The 19,258-nt window shown below is 40.9% G+C and carries 17 protein-coding genes; 6 read left to right on the forward strand and 11 right to left on the reverse strand.

The features are described 5' to 3' along the window. The first annotated feature begins 1 nt into the window (after position 1). From rng to tldD, 4 genes are read left to right on the forward strand one after another with little or no spacing between them, the layout of a single operon-like run. Entirely contained in the window at positions 2–1,477 is a 1,476-nt protein-coding gene (gene rng, locus HWV02_RS01045) for a ribonuclease G (protein ID WP_211673689.1), read from the forward strand. Between the two features lies 1 nt (position 1,478). Beyond that, positions 1,479–5,381 (forward strand): YhdP family protein, encoded by a 3,903-nt coding sequence (locus HWV02_RS01050; RefSeq protein ID WP_211689495.1) that lies wholly within the window; start codon positions 1,479–1,481, stop codon positions 5,379–5,381. Continuing rightward, positions 5,381–6,253 carry a carbon-nitrogen hydrolase family protein gene (locus HWV02_RS01055; RefSeq protein ID WP_211689497.1) on the forward strand — a complete coding sequence of 291 codons (873 nt, stop codon included), beginning with the start codon at positions 5,381–5,383 and terminating at the stop codon, positions 6,251–6,253. The genes HWV02_RS01050 and HWV02_RS01055 overlap by 1 nt, the downstream gene beginning before the upstream one ends. A gap of 8 nt (positions 6,254–6,261) precedes the next feature. Beyond that, positions 6,262–7,710: a metalloprotease TldD gene (tldD, locus tag HWV02_RS01060; protein WP_211678114.1), complete on the forward strand. Its 1,449-nt coding sequence runs from the start codon at positions 6,262–6,264 to the stop codon at positions 7,708–7,710. Positions 7,711–7,830: 120 nt separating this feature from the next. Here tldD and yjgA read toward each other — a convergent pair whose 3' ends face one another. Next, positions 7,831–8,382, reverse strand: a complete 552-nt coding sequence (gene yjgA, locus HWV02_RS01065) for a ribosome biogenesis factor YjgA (RefSeq protein ID WP_211689499.1) — start codon at positions 8,380–8,382, stop codon at positions 7,831–7,833. 125 nt (positions 8,383–8,507) lie between these two features. On the opposite strand from yjgA, the gene pmbA reads away from it, so the two are divergent. Next, the gene (gene pmbA, locus HWV02_RS01070) at positions 8,508–9,848 is read left to right on the forward strand and encodes a metalloprotease PmbA (protein ID WP_211673693.1); all 1,341 of its coding nucleotides are present in this window, start codon (positions 8,508–8,510) and stop codon (positions 9,846–9,848) included. Positions 9,849–9,951: 103 nt separating this feature from the next. Here pmbA and mgtE read toward each other — a convergent pair whose 3' ends face one another. From mgtE to HWV02_RS01120, 10 genes are all read right to left on the reverse strand, one after another. After that, positions 9,952–11,310 (reverse strand): magnesium transporter, encoded by a 1,359-nt coding sequence (gene mgtE, locus HWV02_RS01075; protein WP_211678116.1) that lies wholly within the window; start codon positions 11,308–11,310, stop codon positions 9,952–9,954. Positions 11,311–11,459: 149 nt separating this feature from the next. Beyond that, complete coding sequence (gene rapZ / locus HWV02_RS01080) at positions 11,460–12,323, reverse strand: RNase adapter RapZ (protein WP_211678117.1); 864 nt, start codon at positions 12,321–12,323, stop codon at positions 11,460–11,462. Between the two features lie 142 nt (positions 12,324–12,465). Beyond that, positions 12,466–12,753, reverse strand: coding sequence for a ribosome hibernation promoting factor (gene hpf, locus HWV02_RS01085; RefSeq protein WP_067045899.1), 288 nt, complete (start codon positions 12,751–12,753; stop codon positions 12,466–12,468). Positions 12,754–12,784: 31 nt separating this feature from the next. Further along, the gene (locus HWV02_RS01090) at positions 12,785–14,302 is read right to left on the reverse strand and encodes an RNA polymerase factor sigma-54 (RefSeq protein ID WP_211689501.1); all 1,518 of its coding nucleotides are present in this window, start codon (positions 14,300–14,302) and stop codon (positions 12,785–12,787) included. A gap of 49 nt (positions 14,303–14,351) precedes the next feature. Then, complete coding sequence (lptB, locus tag HWV02_RS01095) at positions 14,352–15,077, reverse strand: LPS export ABC transporter ATP-binding protein (RefSeq protein WP_045112149.1); 726 nt, start codon at positions 15,075–15,077, stop codon at positions 14,352–14,354. Between the two features lie 15 nt (positions 15,078–15,092). Then, the gene (gene lptA / locus HWV02_RS01100; protein WP_255546996.1) at positions 15,093–15,554 is read right to left on the reverse strand and encodes a lipopolysaccharide transport periplasmic protein LptA; all 462 of its coding nucleotides are present in this window, start codon (positions 15,552–15,554) and stop codon (positions 15,093–15,095) included. Between the two features lie 22 nt (positions 15,555–15,576). Further along, positions 15,577–16,137 carry an LPS export ABC transporter periplasmic protein LptC gene (gene lptC, locus HWV02_RS01105; RefSeq protein WP_211678120.1) on the reverse strand — a complete coding sequence of 187 codons (561 nt, stop codon included), beginning with the start codon at positions 16,135–16,137 and terminating at the stop codon, positions 15,577–15,579. Beyond that, the gene (kdsC, locus tag HWV02_RS01110; RefSeq protein WP_211678121.1) at positions 16,134–16,682 is read right to left on the reverse strand and encodes a 3-deoxy-manno-octulosonate-8-phosphatase KdsC; all 549 of its coding nucleotides are present in this window, start codon (positions 16,680–16,682) and stop codon (positions 16,134–16,136) included. The genes lptC and kdsC overlap by 4 nt, the downstream gene beginning before the upstream one ends. Position 16,683: 1 nt before the next feature. Continuing rightward, positions 16,684–17,655, reverse strand: coding sequence for a KpsF/GutQ family sugar-phosphate isomerase (locus HWV02_RS01115; RefSeq protein ID WP_211678122.1), 972 nt, complete (start codon positions 17,653–17,655; stop codon positions 16,684–16,686). Positions 17,656–17,702: 47 nt separating this feature from the next. Continuing rightward, positions 17,703–18,671, reverse strand: a complete 969-nt coding sequence (locus HWV02_RS01120; protein WP_211678123.1) for a calcium/sodium antiporter — start codon at positions 18,669–18,671, stop codon at positions 17,703–17,705. A 325-nt stretch (positions 18,672–18,996) separates the two neighbouring features. On the opposite strand from HWV02_RS01120, the gene HWV02_RS01125 reads away from it, so the two are divergent. After that, positions 18,997–19,254, forward strand: a complete 258-nt coding sequence (locus HWV02_RS01125; protein WP_211673702.1) for a BolA family protein — start codon at positions 18,997–18,999, stop codon at positions 19,252–19,254. Positions 19,255–19,258: the final 4 nt, after the last annotated feature.

The following is a 19,258-nucleotide window of genomic DNA, read 5'->3' on the forward strand; positions in this document are numbered from 1 at the left end:
TATGGGTCTAACGACAGAGTTATTAGTAAATGTTACCCCGAGCGAAACGCGTGTTGCCTTGATTGAAAATGGCATATTACAAGAAATACATGTAGAACGTGAAGCTAAACGTGGCATCGTGGGTAATATCTATAAAGGTAAAGTGAGTCGGGTATTACCGGGCATGCAAGCAGCATTTGTTGATATTGGTCTTGATAAAGCTGCATTTTTACATGCGTCAGATATTGTCCCGCATACAGAGTGTGTTGCTGCGGGTGAAAAAAAGCATTTTAAAGTCGCAGATATTTCTCAGCTTGTGCGTCAAGGCCAGGATATCACAGTACAAGTGGTGAAAGATCCGATGGGCACTAAAGGTGCACGTCTCACCACCGATATTACGTTACCCTCTCGCTATTTAGTTTTTATGCCGGGCAGTTCTCATGTGGGGGTATCACAACGTATTGATTGTGAAGAAGAGCGCGGTCGTTTAAAACGTGTTACTGAAGCCCAGGTTGATGAATTGGGTGGTTATATCATTCGTACGGCAGCAGATGGCGTACGTGATAAAGAAATCGAACAAGACATTGCTTACTTAAAACGTTTATGGACCAAAGTGCTACAGCGTCAGAGAAGTAATCCAACTGCGAGTATGTTATATCAAGATCCGTCATTAGCATTTCGTATTATTCGTGATTTTGTTGGTTCGCCATTGGATAAGATTCGTGTCGATTCTCGTCTTGCTTATACTGAGTTATGTGAATTCACGGAATCCTATGTGCCTGAGTTAGTCAGCGCGTTAGAGCTCTATACGGGTGAGCGTCCTATTTTTGAAATGTATGATGTTGAAAATGAATCGCAACGTGCTTTAGAGCGAAAAGTAACGTTAAAGTCAGGTGGTTATTTAATTATTGATCAGACGGAAGCGATGACGACGATTGATATTAATACCGGTGCTTTTGTCGGTCATCGTAATCTTGAAGATACTATTTTTAATACCAATGTGGAATCAACCCAAGCGATTGCCCGACAACTGAGATTACGTAATCTGGGTGGCATTATCATTATCGATTTTATTGATATGCAAAGTTCTGAGCATCGCCGTCGGGTGATGGAATGTTTAGAGGCCGCATTAAGTCATGATCGCGCCAAAACTAATACTCATGATTTCTCGGCGTTAGGGTTAGTCGAAATGACCCGTAAACGTACCCGCGAATCATTAGAACACGTGTTATGTTCGGATTGTCCAACGTGTGATGGCCGTGGTTCGGTGAAAACAGTTGAAACGGTATGTTATGAGATCTTCCGTGAAGTAACCCGTGTTAATCGTGCTTATGATGCGGATCAGTTTAGCGTTTATGCCTCTGTCGCTGTTGCTGAGTACATTGAAAAAGAAGAGTCACACAGTATTGCTGAATTGGAATTGTTTATGGGTAAACAGGTCAAGATCAAACCTGAACCACTATATTTGCAAGAACAATTTGATGTGGTAATGATGTAGCGTGACTGCGAAACGCAATTGGCTAAGAAGGTGTGGTAAAGCATGCCTCTATACTTTCGCCTGCTTAGCTGTTTTTTCTGCTGTCTCAATTAGCCTGTTACGGGCGAGTTTCCCCTACCTGAATCAATATCATGATCAGGTGATTGATTGGTTGGTGGCAGATCAATCGGTAAGTATTGAAGTCGAAAGTATTGATGCGGGCTGGTATAAATTCGGCCCGGTATTAATTATTAATACCTTAGACGTCAAGTTTGATGAGTCATTGCCGTATGACTTTGACGTTGAGCGTATCAAGATCAGCATTGATTTTTGGAACAGCTTATTAGAGCGGAAATTACTACTCAATAATTTAATTTTAGATGGCGTCCAGATCAAGCTTCCGGTCTCTCCCTTCGAACGCTCCGCGGAACAAGAAACTAAGCTTGCCACCCCCGAATTAACCCGTTTACTAGATGTTTTTTTTCGTCAACTCAAAAACTTCGAATTAACCAACAGTAACTTACGAATATTAACGCCTGCTGGTGAAGAAAAAGTCATTCATATCCGTGAATTTGCTTGGTTAAATCAAGGTCGTCGTCACCGTGGTGAAGGTTGGGCATACATTAATGATGATGTTGCCGATAATAATTTACGCATTATGGTCGATGTGACGAGTGCCAAAAATGATTTAACCAATGTCAGTGGTCAAGTGTATGTTCAGGCAGAGAACATGAGTTTGTCACATTGGTTTGAAAAAGTATTGTTTAAACGCGAGGGTTTAAAACAAGGCGTATTAAGCTTTGAAAGTTGGATTGATATTGTTAATAACAAACCGACATCGGCGTTATTACAATTACAGCCTTCAACCTTTACTTGGCAAAATGAAACGAGACAACAAAGTTTGAATATCTGGGGAGGTTATTTACAATGGCAATTAACCGATTCTGGTTGGCAATTAGATAGTCATGACCTGGCGTTGGTCACTAATGGTATTGTGTGGCCGCAACTTGATATACAAGTGAGGCTACAACAGGGCGAGATATTTGCCGCTGTAAATCAATTTGAACTGTCTAAGTTAGCGCCGATTGTAGCATTGTCTCGTCATGTTGATGAAGCCTTGTTTAAAGATCTTAAAACCCTATATCCACATGGTTTAGTCCATGATATTAAGGTTAAAATTCCACTGCAAGACTGGACTCAACTAAGTTATCAATTGAAGGTTGATGGTCTACAGCTACAAAGTTGGCAGGGGTTTCCTAGTATTGAGAATCTTGATGTTGCACTAACGGGTAGTCTAGAGACTGGCAAGGTCAGCATTGATATGAATGATGCGGTATTAGATCTTAATCAGTACCTAGAGCATAATATTCGGGTGAATCAATTTTCGACAGACTTTACCTGGCGTCGTTACCGTAATACAGAGGTTGTTGATAACAAGAATGACAGTGGTATTGAGATCATCGCCGATAAAGTTACCCTTGATACGCCAGAGCTTGTCCTCGACAGTCAATTCTTATTAGATATCCCCACTAACGCCAATGCTTTTTTAAGCCTTGCTGGCGATCTTAAATTACGTGATGCCAGTAAAGCATTTTATTACTACCCAAACGAATATATGGGTGAAGCATTGATTGATTATCTTCGTGGTGCATTAAAACAAGGTTATGCCGATAATGGCCAATTATTGTGGTTTGGTGAATTTGCTAATTATCCTTATCGCAATGGCGATGGGATATTCCAAGCTAAGCTGAATGTCGCTGATGCTGTGTTTGCTTTTGATCCGCAATGGCCAAGCGTAACCGACTTAGAGCTTGAGTTATTATTTCAACAAGATGATTTATTTATGTCGTCCCGAAAAGGTAATTTGGATCAAGTCGCTATCTCTCGTGTGGACTTGCAACTGCCTCGTTTAGGGGATGTGAAAGCACTTGGTATTCAAGCGCAATTTAAGACGACGGGCGCACAAGCCAAATCTCTTATTGATTCTAGCCCGTTACCGGAAGTAACTGATGCGTTAAACAATCTTCAAGTTTCTGGTGATATTAATGGCAAAATCGACATTGTCATTCCATTTACTGATGATGAGCAAGTGGTGGTAAAGGGTGGGGTAGATTTAGTTAATGACCGGATTTATTTACCTGCGCTTGATTTAACCTTGACTGATGCTAGCGGTAGTTTCACATTTGATGATAATGGTTTGTTATCGACACCTCTTACCGCTAAGTTGTACGGTGAGCCACTGGGGGTTCGTTTTAGTAGTGGGCAGAACAATGCTCATTATCAGGTAAATGTTGAACTTGCTGGTCAGTGGCAAAGTCGTAATATTATGGCTCAGTTAATGCCACAATATCAGCAATATGTCTCTGGTGATGTTGACTGGAAAGGCTCATTAAACATGGTATTTCCTGAACAAGGGTTTGACTATGAATTTGATGTGCAGAGTGACTTAAAAAACCTAACGCTTGATTTACCTATGCCATTAGCAAAAAGAGCAACTCAGGATTGGCCAACTGATATTTCTGTGGTTGGTAATGATAAACAAGCGAATATTCAATTAACCGCCAGTGATGTGGTGTATTTTTCTGGACAGGTTAATTACGCGAAGGAACAGCTAGAACTTATTCAGTCATTAGTGCAGATTGGTAATGCTGATGAACTACTGATAAGTGATTCGGCCAATGCTATTGTTGTTAATGTTGATGAGCTTGATATCGCCGAGTGGCTATTATGGTATGGCGGTTTACCTGACAGTGAATTTGATGTGAGTAGTGCGGTAGAGCCCTTATCCTCAATTAAGGTCGCGGTAGCAAATACGACTTACTATCAACAGCCCTTGAACGATTTAACGATAACTGCGACAAAAGGTTATCGTAACTGGGGTATTGAGCTTAAAGCGAGTGAGTTTAATGGTTCGGTTGTTATTCCGGATATCGGTAATATAAATATCGACTTTGATTATCTTTATTTGCCTGATCTGGTACTACCGTCAGATGTAACTAATGATGCCGGTGTAGCACAAGATGCCAAATCAACAACACTTGTCTGGCAAGATGTCCCCGGTTTCAACTTCAATTGTGGTGCCTGTATTCTGGGTAAAATTAATTTAGGGAGTACGTCTGCAGAAGTGATTAAAAGTACGTCGGGCTTAACACTTAAAGCACTTGATATTGATATGGAACATTCAACGGTCGCTATGACTGGCCGTTGGTTCACTGATAAACAAGGTAATCAGTCGACCGAATTACAGGGTGACTTAAAAACAAAGAGTGTTGAAGAGTTTATGACTGGCTTAGGATTAATTAGCCCGTTAGCGAAAACGCCTGCCGATGTGGATTTTAGTCTTGCTTGGCAAGATCACCCTTTTAATATTGATGGCGACTCGTTAAGTGGTAACGCCACGATAAAAACGGAAGCAGGGCGGATCTCTAATGTCAGTGATAAAGGTACACGTTTTTTAAGTGTATTAAGTTTGCAGTCATTAGTGAAACGACTCAGTTTAGATTTTAGTGATGTATATAATGATGGCCTTCCGTATTCATCTATGGAAGCGTCATTGCAGATTGCTGATGGTGCGATTAATAATCACGATTTTTTGCTGAATTCAAGCAGCGGTAAGATTACCGGTAGCGGCTACCTTGATTTAGTAACTCGCACCATTAATTATAATTTAAGCTTCTTTCCAGATGTGACGTCGAGTTTACCGGTATTGACTGCGTTTGCGGTAACGCCAACAACAGCATTGGCTGTGTTTGCCCTATCGAAGATTTTAGAGCCTGTGCTTGACGTGATCACTGAGCTTAAATTCAATGTCAGCGGCGATTTTGACAATCCGGTATTTACGGAAGTAAAACGGAATAAAAAACAGATTGCAGTACCCGATAAATTAATCAACGCTGCAGAGTCAGAAACCACAAGGAATAAGTGATGCAATTAGTGGCGATTCAAATGACCTCTGGTGCCGATATAGCAGCAAACTTAGCGTATGTAGCCTCGCAACTTAGGCTGATTAATATTGGTGTTGAACCGACCTTAATATTATTGCCAGAGAATTTTGCATTATTTTCTAATCGTGATGATTATTTCGCTCATGCAGAGCCCTTAGGCCAAGGACCTGTACAACAGCAACTTGCAGACTGGGCTAAGCAATATCAATGTTGGCTGGTGGCGGGTTCTTTCCCTATTCTTAGTCATAGTAACGAGCGTATTTATACCACCAGTTTAGCATTTGACCCGAATGGGGAATTGGTGCAACATTACAACAAGATTCACTTGTTTGATGCCCATGTACCTGCTGTATTAACCGCCGCGAGTGATAATCAAGAAAAGGCCGTCATAAACGTTCAAGCGTATAAAGAGTCGGATAGTTTCATACCTGGCGACAGCATCGCCACCTTTAACGTTGGTGATATTAAGTTTGGTATGGCTATCTGTTATGACTTACGCTTCCCTGAGCTATTTCGGGTACTCAGTGCTGCCAAGGTCGATGTGTTATTATTGCCAGCCGCATTCACTTATGCGACAGGTAAAGCGCACTGGTTACCTCTGTTACAAGCCCGAGCGATAGAAAATCAATGTTATGTGTTGGCGGCGAATCAGGTAGGTGACCATGGCCAAAATCGCCATACTTGGGGACATTCTGTTATCTTAGACCCTTGGGGTGAACTACTGGCACAACAAACCTTTGCGTGTGGCATTAGCTGTGCAACATTAGACAAACAAAAGTTAGTACAAGTACGTACTGATATACCTATTTTACAACATGCGCGCTTTACGGCGAGCTTGAAAAATAAAGAGTAACAACTCCGATGATATTTGAACAAGTCGAAAATTCAATTTTACTGCCAGCCGATTTAAATATCGATAAGCTGCAGAGTACACTGTCATTATTGATGGGCAACCAGCTTGATTATGGTGATCTTTATTTCCAAGCTTGCAAACATGAATCTTGGGGTTTGGAAGACGGTATCGTCAAAGAAGGGTCGTTTAATATCGAGAGGGGTGTTGGTGTACGTGCAGTATCCGGTGAAAAAACCGGTTTTGCTTATTCCGATGACATCAATCTACAAGCATTAACCCAGTCTGCGAAAGCGGCACGAGGTATTGCTGCTAGCGGCGGTGAAGGTAAAGTTAAAGCATGGAGTAAACCTCAAGGCAGTGAAATATATCAGCCATTAGATCCATTAGCGAGTATGGATAAGCAACGTAAAATTGCCTTGTTACATGAAGTGGATGTGTACGCACGCTCACTAGATCCACATGTTACACAAGTAAGTGTGAGCTTGTCGGCAGTATACGAAGAGATCCTGGTCGCTGCAACTGATGGCACTCTTGCAGCAGATATTCGACCATTAGTACGCATGAACTGTTCTGTGTTGATTGAGAAAAATGGCAAACGTGAACGTGGTGGCGCGGGTGGCGGTGGCCGTTATGGTTTTGATTATTTCTTAGATGATGTGGATGGTGTACAACGTGCATTCAGCTATGCCAAAGATGCAGTGCGCCAAGCATTAGTTAATATTGATGCGATTGATGCCCCTGCTGGTGCAATGCCTGTTGTTCTTGGTGCGGGTTGGCCGGGTGTATTACTACACGAAGCTGTAGGTCATGGTCTAGAAGGTGATTTTAACCGTAAAGGTACGTCTGCTTATGCGGGTAAAATTGGCGAGAAAGTAGCATCTTCACTGTGCACAATTGTTGATAATGGCACGCTAGCTAATCGCCGTGGTTCATTGAACATCGATGATGAAGGTACTGTGACAAAAAATACTATGTTGATTGAAAATGGTATTTTGAAAGGTTACATGCAAGATAAGCTTAACGCCCGTTTGATGGGGGTGGAGTCTACGGGTAACGGCCGTCGTGAATCATTCGCACATTTACCTATGCCGCGTATGACGAATACGTATATGTTACCTGGTGAGAGTACACCAGAAGAGATCATTAGTACGGTTGAGAAGGGCATTTATGCGCCTAACTTTGGTGGTGGTCAAGTTGATATTACCTCGGGTAAATTTGTATTCTCCGCATCTGAAGCGTACTTAATTGAGAATGGGAAAATAACTACGCCAATTAAAGGTGCAACCTTGATCGGTAATGGTCATGAAGCAATGCAGCACATCTCAATGGTCGGTAACGACCTAGCATTAGATAAGGGTGTGGGTATTTGTGGTAAAGAAGGCCAGAGTGTCCCTGTGGGGGTCGGTCAGCCTACACTGAAACTAGATAGTATGACGGTGGGTGGCACTGGTAGCTAATTTGCTATTTGTGGTATACAGTTGATCAAAATAAAGCCCTAGCAAGTGTATAAATGACTTGTTAGGGCTTTATTGTTTGTATCGGTTAAACATTAATACTACCGAAATAGCTAATTAATATTATAGACCCGCTATCTCGCGTAGGTGTTTAAAGATTTCTTTGCTTGGTTTAGCTGCTTTCAGCGGCTTTTCCGCTTTAAGTTCTTTATTCACTTGGCGAACCAGTTGACGTAATTTTTGACGATCAGCGTTTGGATATTTTTCCATTAACACCGTGATCGCAGCATCACCACCGGCAATTAACTCATCACGTACTATCTCTAGTTTTGTTAATTCAACGGTTGCTTGGTTGTGTTTATTGGTGATCTTATCGTATGCCATTTGGATCGGCTCGAGGCCATCGCTACGCATAATTTTGCACATGTACGATAGATGTCTGCTGTAAGCATCTGTACGTACTGCGATTTTTCTCGCTGTCACAATTGCAGCAAGTAAGTGTTCAGAGAAACCCATCTTAGCAATCTCTGCTTTACTTAGTAAAGAGATCGCGCCAGCGAGTTTAAGCGTCTCGGCAATTTCAATTTTGTTTTCTGCACGACTTTGATATAGCTCGTCGTCTTCAGCACGTCGGTAAGACTTTTCGCTGGTAATATTCCGTTCTTTTACGCTCATAATATTCTTTTTCAAAACGATTGATATGTTAATTGTATCAGTTTATTGCTAATTGCGCAGTTGCAGCAGGAATTTTTATCGCAACATGGTATGCTTAATCCAGTATAACTTATTGAAACGAGCCCATGAACTTAAAACAGCAAATTACATTAGAACAAAATAAATTGGAATTAGCCGTTACTCAAGCACTCGATATCGCGAAAAAGGCAGGCGCGACAGATGCTGAAGTAGCTATTTCACGACAAACTGGTTTGTCTGTGAGTACACGCATGGGCGAAGTTGAAAATGTTGAATTCAACCATGACGGCGCATTAGGTATCTGTGTATACCGCGGTCAACGTAAAGGGAATGCATCAACCTCTGATTTAAGTGAAGCGGCAATTCAAAGCACCGTTGCTGCGGCGTTAGATATCGCGTTACATACTGCAGAAGATGAATTTGCTGGTCTTGCTGATCGTGACCTGATGGCGTTTGAACCAGAAGACCTAGATTTATGTCACCCAATTGAAATTGAACCTGAGTATGCTATTGAACAAGCTTGTCTCACCGAGCGCTTAGCCTTGGCGCAAGATTCTCGTATTGTGAACAGTGAAGGTGCGTTTACCAGCCATAGCAGCATTAAAGTTTATGGGAACAGTCATGGTCTCGTGAATGGCTATGCAAGTACCCGTCATAGCATGAGTTCGGTATTGATTGCAGAGCAAGACGGCGCAATGGAACGTGATTACGGCTATTCAATGGCGCGTGACGCAAGTAAATTGTGGACACCAGAGCAAGTTGCTATCGAAGCGGTTAATCGTACTGTGGACCGTTTAGGCGCGCGTAAAATCGATACCTGTAATGTACCAGTTATTTTTCATCATGATGTTGCAAGTAGCTTAATGGGTCAGCTGGTAATGGGTATTAGTGGTGGTAGCTTATATCGTAAGTCATCATTCTTATTAGATAAGTTAGGCGAACAAATTTTCCCTGACTGGTTAAACATCCAAGAACGTCCGCATATTAAAGGTGGTTTAGCATCATCTATGTATGATGCTGAAGGTGTGCGCACTAAAGATTTAAATGTTGTAGAACAAGGTATTTTAAAGAGCTACCTATTAACCAGCTACAGCGGTCGTAAATTGGGTATGCAAACAACTGGCCATGCTGGTGGTATCCATAACTGGAATGTCACAGGTAAAGGCGAAACATTAGGTCAACTGTGTCGTCAAATGGGCACTGGTTTGTTGGTGACTGAACTGATGGGGCAAGGTGTGAATATTGTAACGGGTGATTATAGCCGTGGCGCCTCAGGTTTCTGGGTTGAGAATGGTGAGCTGCAGTATCCAGTACACGAGATCACGATCGCAGGTAATTTAACGGATATGTTCAAAAATATTGTTGCAGTCGGTAACGATATCGATGTTCGTAGCAGTATTCTAATGGGCTCTACACTATTAGAATCAATGCAGATTGCAGGTAACTAATATCCCCTAGGTTTAAGTGAGAAAGCCTGTGTCATGATGACACAGGCTTTTTACGTTATAGGCTATTAACTTTACTTTCTGAACTCTGCTTTCGTTATAAAGGTTAACCGTAGACTAGTGTTGCCATGCCTAAGAAGGCAAATAGACCGACGACATCGGTAACGGTGGTGAGTGCCATGCCGCCAGCTAAGGCAGGATCGATATTATATTTCTTCATTGCCAGTGGAATGACCACGCCTGCAAGCCCCCCCATCGCCATGTTGATAAACATCGCGCCACCAATGATCAGCCCCAGAGATGGATCGCCTTTCCATAATGATACTATGATTGCAATAGATATTGCCCAGATAGCCCCGTTCAGTGCGCCAACCATGGCTTCTTTACCAATTAACCAACGGCTATTGTCGTCATTAATATGACCAACCGCCATACCACGAATAACCAATGCGAGGGTTTGATTACCGGCAATACCGCCCATGCTTGGCACAATGGTCATTAAAATAGCAAGTGTAGCGAGTTGTTCTAAGGTCGCTTCAAACATGTTAGAGACGGATGCAGCAGTCAGTGCGGCAATTAAATTAACCCCAAGCCAGAGTGTTCGACGTTTGGTACTTTGTATTACTGGCGCGAAGGTATCTTCATCGTCATCCATACCGGCCATACCCATCATGTCATGCTCGGCATTTTCACGAATAATATCAACCACGTCATCGATGGTAATACGTCCGAGTAGTTTACCTGAGTCATCAAGTACTGGCGCAGAGATCCAGTCATGACGTTCAAACAGCTTGGCAACCTCTGAGGTATCCATATGTGCAGGTAAGGTTTCTGCTTCGCGATCCATAATAGTGCTAATCACACTGTTTGGATCTGTTGTTAATAACATGGCTAAGGGCACATCGCCAATTAAGCGATCATCTTTATCAACCACGTATAAAGTATCTGTGGCATCGGGTAATTCACCGCGTAAACGGATATAACGTAAGATCACATCGACAGTCACATCTGGTCTTAAAGTAATGGTATCTGTGTCCATGATACTGCCAGCAGTGTCTTCTGGATACGCCATCGCTGTTTCTAAACGTTGACGATCTTGGGTATCCATTTGGGTGATAACTTCTTGATAGATACTGTCTGGTAGGCTACGGAGAATATTGGCTAAATCATCAGTATCGAGCCCCTCTGTCGCAGCGACAAGGGACTCCGTATCCATCAGTTTGAGAATACTGGTTTTGGCATCTTCATTAAGTTCGTCAAGGATTTCACCTTGCATTTCAGAGTCGGTTAAACGCCACAGTACTTTACGGCCTGCTGGTGGCGATGATTCCAGTAATAACGCAATATCACAAGGGGGCGTTTGGTAGAGCATTCGTTTAACGTGAATGAACATACCACTATCAAGTGCTTCGTTCACTTCGCTTAAACGTAGGTGTGTGCTGTCATGCTCCATCTTTTCTGGCATATGTCGTCCCCATTCTTATTATTCTTCTTCTGCAAGACCTTGCTTGCTGGTGCTGCGTAATTCTAGCTTAATCTGTATTTATAATCAGCATTAACAATAAAGTAAAATAATTAACTGTTTAGATCGTTAACGCCATTGCAAATGAGTACCTAGATAGTTTTATGTTTATTTTTTTCTAAGGTTTGATGGCGAGTTTGCACTACACGATTTTGTAGTTTAAAGCTCTTTGCTAATTGTTCAGCAATGAATACCGAGCGATGTTGGCCGCCTGTACAACCGATAGCAACGGTGACATAACTGCGGTTATTTTTTTCTAACATTGGCAACCAAGTCGTGAGTAAGTTTTCAATCTGTTGTGAAAAGCTCATTACATCAGGCTGTTGGCTCAGGTATTTAATGACGGGTTCATCAAGACCTGTGTAAGGTTTTAATTCTGGGATCCAATGGGGGTTTGGTAGAAAACGGACATCAAATACATAATCGGCATCCATAGGTAGGCCATGTTTAAAACCAAATGATTGAAATACTAAGACAAGTTGGTTGTTTTTCTTTCCTAAAATACGTTCTTTAATCTGTTCACTGAGTTCATGAATATTGAGTTCAGTAGTATCGATTTTTAAATCAGCAAGTAACGCTAAAGGGCTTAATCGTTTTTTTTCTATTTCAATCGCTTGTGATAGAGATAGCTCATCTTTTGTTAACGGATGAAGGCGTCTGGTTTCACTATAACGTTTGATAAGGACTGACTGGTTAGTATCAAGAAATAAACTAGTCAGATCGGTGCTCGTTCTTAACTCTGTAATTATGTCGTTTAATTCTTTTTTTTCTGTCGGTAAGTTACGGACATCAATACTCACTGCCACTTTTTCGGTTTGGTCATTTAAGGTTTTTAGCAGTTGTGGTAGTAATTTTACTGGTAGGTTATCTACGCAATAGTAGCCTAGATCTTCAAGCACGCGTAATGCAATTGATTTACCAGATCCTGACTGGCCGCTGACTATTATTAATTTCATCTTTTATCCTCACAGCGATATAAAATAATGGGTTCATTATCCCGCAATTGATTTGGATATGATATGTTTTAATTATGTCAGAAGCATTAATACCTAAAGGAAAAAGTGGTTTTCCTTTAGGTTATCTGTGGCGAGATTAAAATTAATGACGAATCAACTTCTCTTTATGCTTAATCACTTGGCGATCGAGCTTATCCAGTAAGCCATCAATTGCGGCATACATGTCATTGTGTTCATGCACGGCAAAGATCTCCCCCCCATTTAAATGTATTTTTGCTTCTGCAATTTGAAGTAATTTTTCGACATTTAAAATCACATGGATATTGTTTATATGATCAAAATGCCGTTCTAATTTGGAAAACTTGCTATCAACATAATCTTTCAGTGAGTCTGTAATGTTTACATGTCTACCGGTTAAATTAATTTGCATATATGTCTCCCCTATGAAGGTTGGATTAGCCTTATAATAGGCTTTTACGCTGATTAGACGGTGGTATACTTAGTGCCTCCCGATATTTTGCAATCGTACGTCTAGCCACTTTGATACCTTGATCAGCAAGTAAATCAGCAATCTTGCTGTCACTTAATGGTTTAATGACATTTTCTGCCGCGACCAATTTTTTTATTAATGCTCGAATAGCGGTTGATGAACATTCTCCGCCATTGTCAGTACTTACATGGCTTGAAAAGAAAAACTTAAGTTCAAAAATACCACGTGGTGTATGCATAAACTTCTGCGTTGTTACTCGTGAAATGGTTGACTCGTGCATTTCCACTTCTTCGGCAATATCATTTAAAACCATAGGTTTCATGGCTTCATCGCCATACTCAAAAAAATCAATTTGTCGTTGAACAATACTTTTAGTTACTTTTAGTAAGGTTTCATTACGGCTATCTAAGCTTTTAATAAACCATTTAGCTTCTTGTACATGCGTTCGAATAAACTGCCCATCGCTGCTACTACGATTGCTTGTCGACAAGTTTGAATATTCATTGTTCACTTTTAATCTTGGCACAATGTCAGGATTTAACTCGACTACCCACTGATTATTTTTTTTCTTTACTAAAACATCGGGAATTACATAAAGCCCTTCAGTCTGATCGATAACATTGCCAGGTCTGGGTTCTAGACTCTGAATTAATTGCATGATCTCTTTAAGCTGTGGTTCTTTTAATTTTGTCTTACGGCTTAATTGACGGTAGTCGCGATTGCCTAATAAATCCATGTGAGACTGAATTATTTGCTGACATTCTGTTAACCAAGGTGTGTTTTTAGGTAAATGCTGGAGTTGGATCAATAAACATTCTTGTAATGAACGCGCTGCAACGCCGATGGGATCGAAATGTTGAATACGCTTTAATACTGCTTCTATTTCGTCTAATTCAACTTGCTCTTCACTATTTTCTTTACTACTGTCGCTAAGTTCTTGGTGACCGTTATTGACGCTAGACAGGATGTCTTCACAAGTCTGATTAAGGTAGCCATGATCATCAATGCCATCAATAATCGCAACGGCAATAGCACGATCAGTGTCAGAAAATGGGGTTAATTCCATTTGCCACATGAGATGCTCGTATAAGCCTTCGCTGGTCTCACCTTGATAGACTTGGTCTAAACCATCAATACTGCTACCCGCACTGCTGTGAGTCTGTATTTGAGGGGTATAGACATCATCCCAATTACTGTCATTAGGCAATTCATCTGGCATGGCTTCACTGGCGAGCGCATCACTAACTTCTATTTGGCTGGCATCGGTAACTGTGTCGTTATTATTTGGATTATGCTCATCACTACTTTCTGTATCGTTTGCTTGAGCTGTGTTGGGATCTTCTTGTTCCAGTAGCGGATTACTGTCTAATGCTTCTTGAATCTCTTGTTGTAACTCCAAGGTCGATAATTGTAATAATCGAATCGCTTGTTGCAACTGTGGCGTCATTGCCAGAGATTGACTCATACGAAGTTGTAATGATGGCTTCATCTAACGACTACTCTCTCTTCCTTAAATGCGGTAACGTATCAATATCAAACTATAGTCGGAATTGATCACCAAGGTATACTTCTTTCACTTTTTCGTTGGATAAAATCTCTTCAGAAGTACCAGATGCGATCAAATGTCCATGGCTCACAATATAAGAGTGTTCACATACATCGAGTGTCTCACGTACGTTATGGTCGGTAATTAATACCCCTAAACCACGATCGCGCAGATGTTGAATAATTTTTTTAATATCACCTACCGAGATTGGATCAACGCCAGCAAAAGGTTCATCTAATAAAATAAACTTTGGATCTGCCGCAAGCGCGCGGGCAATCTCAACACGGCGGCGTTCACCACCCGATAAGCTCATGCCTAAACTATCGCGAATATGGGTGATATGGAACTCTTCTAATAATTCTTCTAACTTTTCTTCACGTTCGAAACGCGTGAGTTCAGTTCGTAACTCTAAGATTGCCATGATATTTTTCGTTACCGATAAACGACGAAAAATAGACGCTTCTTGGGGTAAGTAACCAATACCTTGTTGTGCACGAATATGCATTGGCTCATGCGTTAATTCTTGGTCATCAATGAAGATTTGTCCATGATCTCGCTTAACCAAGCCAACTACCATATAAAAGGTGGTGGTTTTACCTGCGCCATTAGGCCCGAGTAAACCAACAATTTGGCCTGATTCAACTTCGAGACTCACATCTGACACAACTTTTCGTTTGTTATAACTTTTTGCTAAGTGTGATACTTTTAAACGTGCCATATGAATTCATCTACTCTAATTAGTTTTGTTGTCTTCAGGAGTGAAAATAGTGATCACTCGATCAGATTCATGCTTGCCGCTTTCGGCTATCATTTCTTGTTTGTCAATTTGGTAGATAATCTTGTCACTTTTAACTTCGCTATCAGCTTGGCGTAAATGTGCATTTTTTGACAAGATTAAGCGTTTTTTACCTAGCTCGTAGCGGATCTCATCTGCTTCGCCATTAATTTTCTTACCGTCATCAAGCTCTTGATAAAAAGTGGCTGGCGACCCTATGGCAATCATTACTTCTGTGCCTTTTTCGCCAGAGCTTAAGACCGTGAGTTTATCGGCATGAATTAATGTCGTCCCTTGAGTCACCACGACACTATCATAAAATATGACTCGGTTCTCTTTAATAAACACTTCTTGACGTTTGGCATTAACGACTACATTCTCTGTAAAATCAGACTCTAATGCGAGGGCTGAATTACTCATGAATAATGTTAATAGTAAAACTTTATATTTTTTCATCATTAGTATAAATCGCTTCAACTTGCTTAAGGATAGTCATGTATTCTTGCTTTAAATCACCTTCAAGTCCGACACCTGTTTGATGAAATAAGTCCCCTGAAATGGTAATTAACTGATCGCTATGCACCAAATTTTCGGCAAGCTCTAATTGTAAATAACTGGTAGTAATGGCATCAATATAATCATTTTTTTTCATATTCTTGATGACAACATCGTTTCGTAGTGTTGCCACGTCGTCGCTACTGAAGTTACCTTCTTTTGCTTTGATTTTCCATGTCGCTTGTGCATTTTCATCATAAATAATAATAACGGGGTTAGTAAACATTGTCATGCCTAACTCACCATAATGCTCCATGCTATCTGCAAAAATGCGACGTATAATTTTTCCATCAATACTAAATTCAACGCTACGTAGTATTTGAGCGGTGAAATCAGGCTGATATTTGGTTGACTGTGCCGTTGCAGACTCGTCATCAGGCGAAAAAAAACGCCAAATACCAAGTGCACAAAGAAAGAGAATCACAATTCCTATGTTTTGGCGGCTCATACAGAGGTGCCCTGTGCTTGGTCTAAGATCCCTTTGGCCAATAGGATTAGATCTGCTAATTCTCTTACTGCACCAAAGCCACCACGAATAGAGGTGCTAAAGTCAGCACTTTTTTTAACAAGCGGGTGGGCATCGGCAACGGCAACACTGAGTCCACAAAGATTCATTACTGGTAAATCAATGACGTCATCACCAATATAAGCCACATGCTCTGGCGATATTTTTAGTTCTTCGAGCAGCATATTAAATGCGATCACTTTGTTGTCTTGGCCTTGATAGATATGCTTAACACCTAAACCTTGCATACGGTTAGCTACAATTGTCGATTGACGGCCAGTGATCACAGCAACTTCGATATCGGCATTAAGGAGTGATTTTACGCCAAAACCATCGCGAGTGTGAAAGGCTTTTAGTTCTTCACCGTCGTTTCCCATGTACACGCGGCCGTCAGAAAAAACACCATCTATATCACAAATGAGTAGTTTTAATGTTTTTGCTTTGGTTAAGATGTCTTGTGGGATTGGACCGTATAATGTATTGATCATTTTATAGTACACCTGCGCGTAGTAAGTCATGCATGTTGAAGGCGCCGACGGGCTCTTGTTGTTCATTGACGACAATTAAGCCGTTAACTTTTTTGTTTTCCATGACTGCAAGGGCTTCTGCAGCTAAGATATGTCTATTAATAGTAACACATCTTTGTGTCATTACTTCACTGATTGGGGTTTGGTGAATATCTATACGTGCATCAAGGATACGGCGTAAATCACCATCCGTGAAAATACCAACCAGCTTAGACCCGTTATTAACCGCCGTCATACCAAGCCCTTTGCTAGAGACTTCTAATAGCGCATCAGAGATTGTCTCGGTTTGTTGTACGCTTGGTACGTCGTTACCTTTATGCATAATGTCTGAAATACGTAATAATAATTTTCTGCCTAAGCTACCGCCGGGATGAGAGAGTGCAAAATCATCAGCGGTAAACCCTTTTGCTTCAAGTAAGGCTACAGCGATAGCATCACCCATCACTAGGCTTGCAGTAGTACTCGATGTAGGTGCTAATCCCAACGGGCAAGCTTCTTTATCAACTTTAATACATAAACTAATTTTTGCTTCGCGCGCCATGGTTGAATTATCATTACTTGTCATCGCAATAATGGGAATACTTAAACGTTTAAGTACTGGGTATAACGCTAAAATTTCATCTGATTCACCTGAATTAGATAACGCAATAACCACATCACCACGTTCAATCATACCAAGATCACCATGGCTTGCTTCGGCTGGATGCACAAAGAAAGCAGGGGTTCCGGTACTGGCTAATGTCGCGGCAATTTTATTGGCGATATGACCAGATTTACCCATGCCTGTCACAATGACTTTACCTTTACATTCGATTAATAATTCACAAGTCTCGGTAAACGTGGCATCAATATATTGGCTTAATTGAGAAATCGCTGCCGCTTCCGTGTTAATGACATTAAGCGCGCTTTGGCAATAGTTAAACTGACTCGACATGGTTACTCCCTAATGAAAATATTGTTTAATACTTAGACTAAACAATGTTAAATGCTACTAAATACAATGAATTGATACGCTACAAAACCAGCGAGTAAAATGGCACCTTCAACACGAGTAATACGTCCTGGACGGCCTCTAAAGCCCATTGCCATCACCAGCATTAACATAGTTGCGCCAAGCATATAATAGAAATCACGACTAATAATCGCCGGGTCAATCATGCCTGGAGCTAAAATACCTGGTAGTGATAATACAGCTAAGATATTGAATATATTAGAACCAATGATATTACCAATAGCAAGATCATCTTCACCTTTAAGTACACCAGTTACGGATGCGGCGAGTTCAGGTAAGCTAGTTCCAATAGCAATAATAGTTAGGCCGATCACTAAATCACTCATGCCAAAATACTGTGCAATAACAACGGCAGAATCTACAAGAAAATGTGAACTGACAGGTAATGCAATCATGCCGAAGACTAACCAAGCAACCGCTTTCCAGGTTGGTACACCTTCAGGTACGTCATCACTATGTTCTTGGATAAGTGGATCATTACTTGGACGTTTTAATGCTAGGATAGTTAAGGTGATGATAGTAATGAAGAAGAGTAATAATAAAATCACGCCTTCGTACATTTCCAGTTTTAAATCCCATAGCACAACACCCGCCAGTAGTGTGGTAATTAATACCATCGGGATCTCACGACGGATCGTTGCTGAGCCTACGAGCAGTGGTTTTATTAACGCGGTGATACCTAATACTAAGGTGATGTTGGTAATGTTAGAACCAATCGCATTACCAATAGCTGTGTTGGGTGAACCATTAAGTGATGCCGATACAGCGACCATCATTTCTGGCGCGGACGAACCCATCGCGACAATTGTCAGGCCAATAACCAGTGGTGAAATACCTAAGTTTCTCGCTAGTCCTGCGGCACCATAGACGAATTTATCGGCACTGATTACCAGGCCAATAAATCCAAGAATTAAAATAATAATATTTGTAGTTAACATCGGCACAGTTTAAAAATTGAATAAGTAAGAACACTATTTTCGGTCTTTTTGCACTGAAAGAAAAGGTAAATTGTTAAATCTTGTTTAGTATTCAAGATTGAAGGGGAAAAATCATCACATAGTTATGCTTTTATGATTGTGTATTATACCGATTACTTTTAGAATACTGGGCTATTTTAATACTTTAGTTTTAAGCGCAATTCTTTCAGCTAGATTGCCATTCACTTAAAACTAAACGTGCAGTTAAGGGTCTATTACAATAACGCTAGCGGCATGTACGGTTTTAACTACGCTTAGAATGGCGACATCATGGGATTTAAGTATTATGGATATTAAAGAATTACAAACATTGCTGGAGAATGAATATACGTTCCAGGAATTACACGTTAAAGGTGAAGGCAGCCATTATGAAGTTATCGCTGTCGCCGAGATGTTTGTCGGTATGAACCGTGTAAAAAAACAACAAGCTATTTATGCACCATTAAAAGAGCAGATTGCATCAAATAGTATTCATGCGTTATCCATCAAGGCATACACACCTGAAGAATGGATTCGCGAACGTAAATTCATATTACCTTCTTAGGCTG

The sequence above is a fragment of the Moritella sp. 28 genome (assembly GCF_018219435.1).
Lineage (GTDB): Bacteria > Pseudomonadota > Gammaproteobacteria > Enterobacterales > Moritellaceae > Moritella.

Coding starts and splice junctions, on each gene's coding strand:
- rng (WP_211673689.1), top strand. CDS start 2: ATGGGTCTAACGACAGAGTTATTAGTAAATGTTACCCCGAGCGAAACG.
- HWV02_RS01055 (WP_211689497.1), top strand. CDS start 5,381: ATGCAATTAGTGGCGATTCAAATGACCTCTGGTGCCGATATAGCAGCA.
- tldD (WP_211678114.1), top strand. CDS start 6,262: ATGATATTTGAACAAGTCGAAAATTCAATTTTACTGCCAGCCGATTTA.
- yjgA (WP_211689499.1), bottom strand. CDS start 8,382: ATGAGCGTAAAAGAACGGAATATTACCAGCGAAAAGTCTTACCGACGT.
- pmbA (WP_211673693.1), top strand. CDS start 8,508: ATGAACTTAAAACAGCAAATTACATTAGAACAAAATAAATTGGAATTA.
- mgtE (WP_211678116.1), bottom strand. CDS start 11,310: ATGCCAGAAAAGATGGAGCATGACAGCACACACCTACGTTTAAGCGAA.
- rapZ (WP_211678117.1), bottom strand. CDS start 12,323: ATGAAATTAATAATAGTCAGCGGCCAGTCAGGATCTGGTAAATCAATT.
- hpf (WP_067045899.1), bottom strand. CDS start 12,753: ATGCAAATTAATTTAACCGGTAGACATGTAAACATTACAGACTCACTG.
- HWV02_RS01090 (WP_211689501.1), bottom strand. CDS start 14,302: ATGAAGCCATCATTACAACTTCGTATGAGTCAATCTCTGGCAATGACG.
- lptB (WP_045112149.1), bottom strand. CDS start 15,077: ATGGCACGTTTAAAAGTATCACACTTAGCAAAAAGTTATAACAAACGA.
- lptA (WP_255546996.1), bottom strand. CDS start 15,554: ATGAGTAATTCAGCCCTCGCATTAGAGTCTGATTTTACAGAGAATGTA.
- lptC (WP_211678120.1), bottom strand. CDS start 16,137: ATGAGCCGCCAAAACATAGGAATTGTGATTCTCTTTCTTTGTGCACTT.
- kdsC (WP_211678121.1), bottom strand. CDS start 16,682: ATGATCAATACATTATACGGTCCAATCCCACAAGACATCTTAACCAAA.
- HWV02_RS01115 (WP_211678122.1), bottom strand. CDS start 17,655: ATGTCGAGTCAGTTTAACTATTGCCAAAGCGCGCTTAATGTCATTAAC.
- HWV02_RS01120 (WP_211678123.1), bottom strand. CDS start 18,671: ATGTTAACTACAAATATTATTATTTTAATTCTTGGATTTATTGGCCTG.
- HWV02_RS01125 (WP_211673702.1), top strand. CDS start 18,997: ATGGATATTAAAGAATTACAAACATTGCTGGAGAATGAATATACGTTC.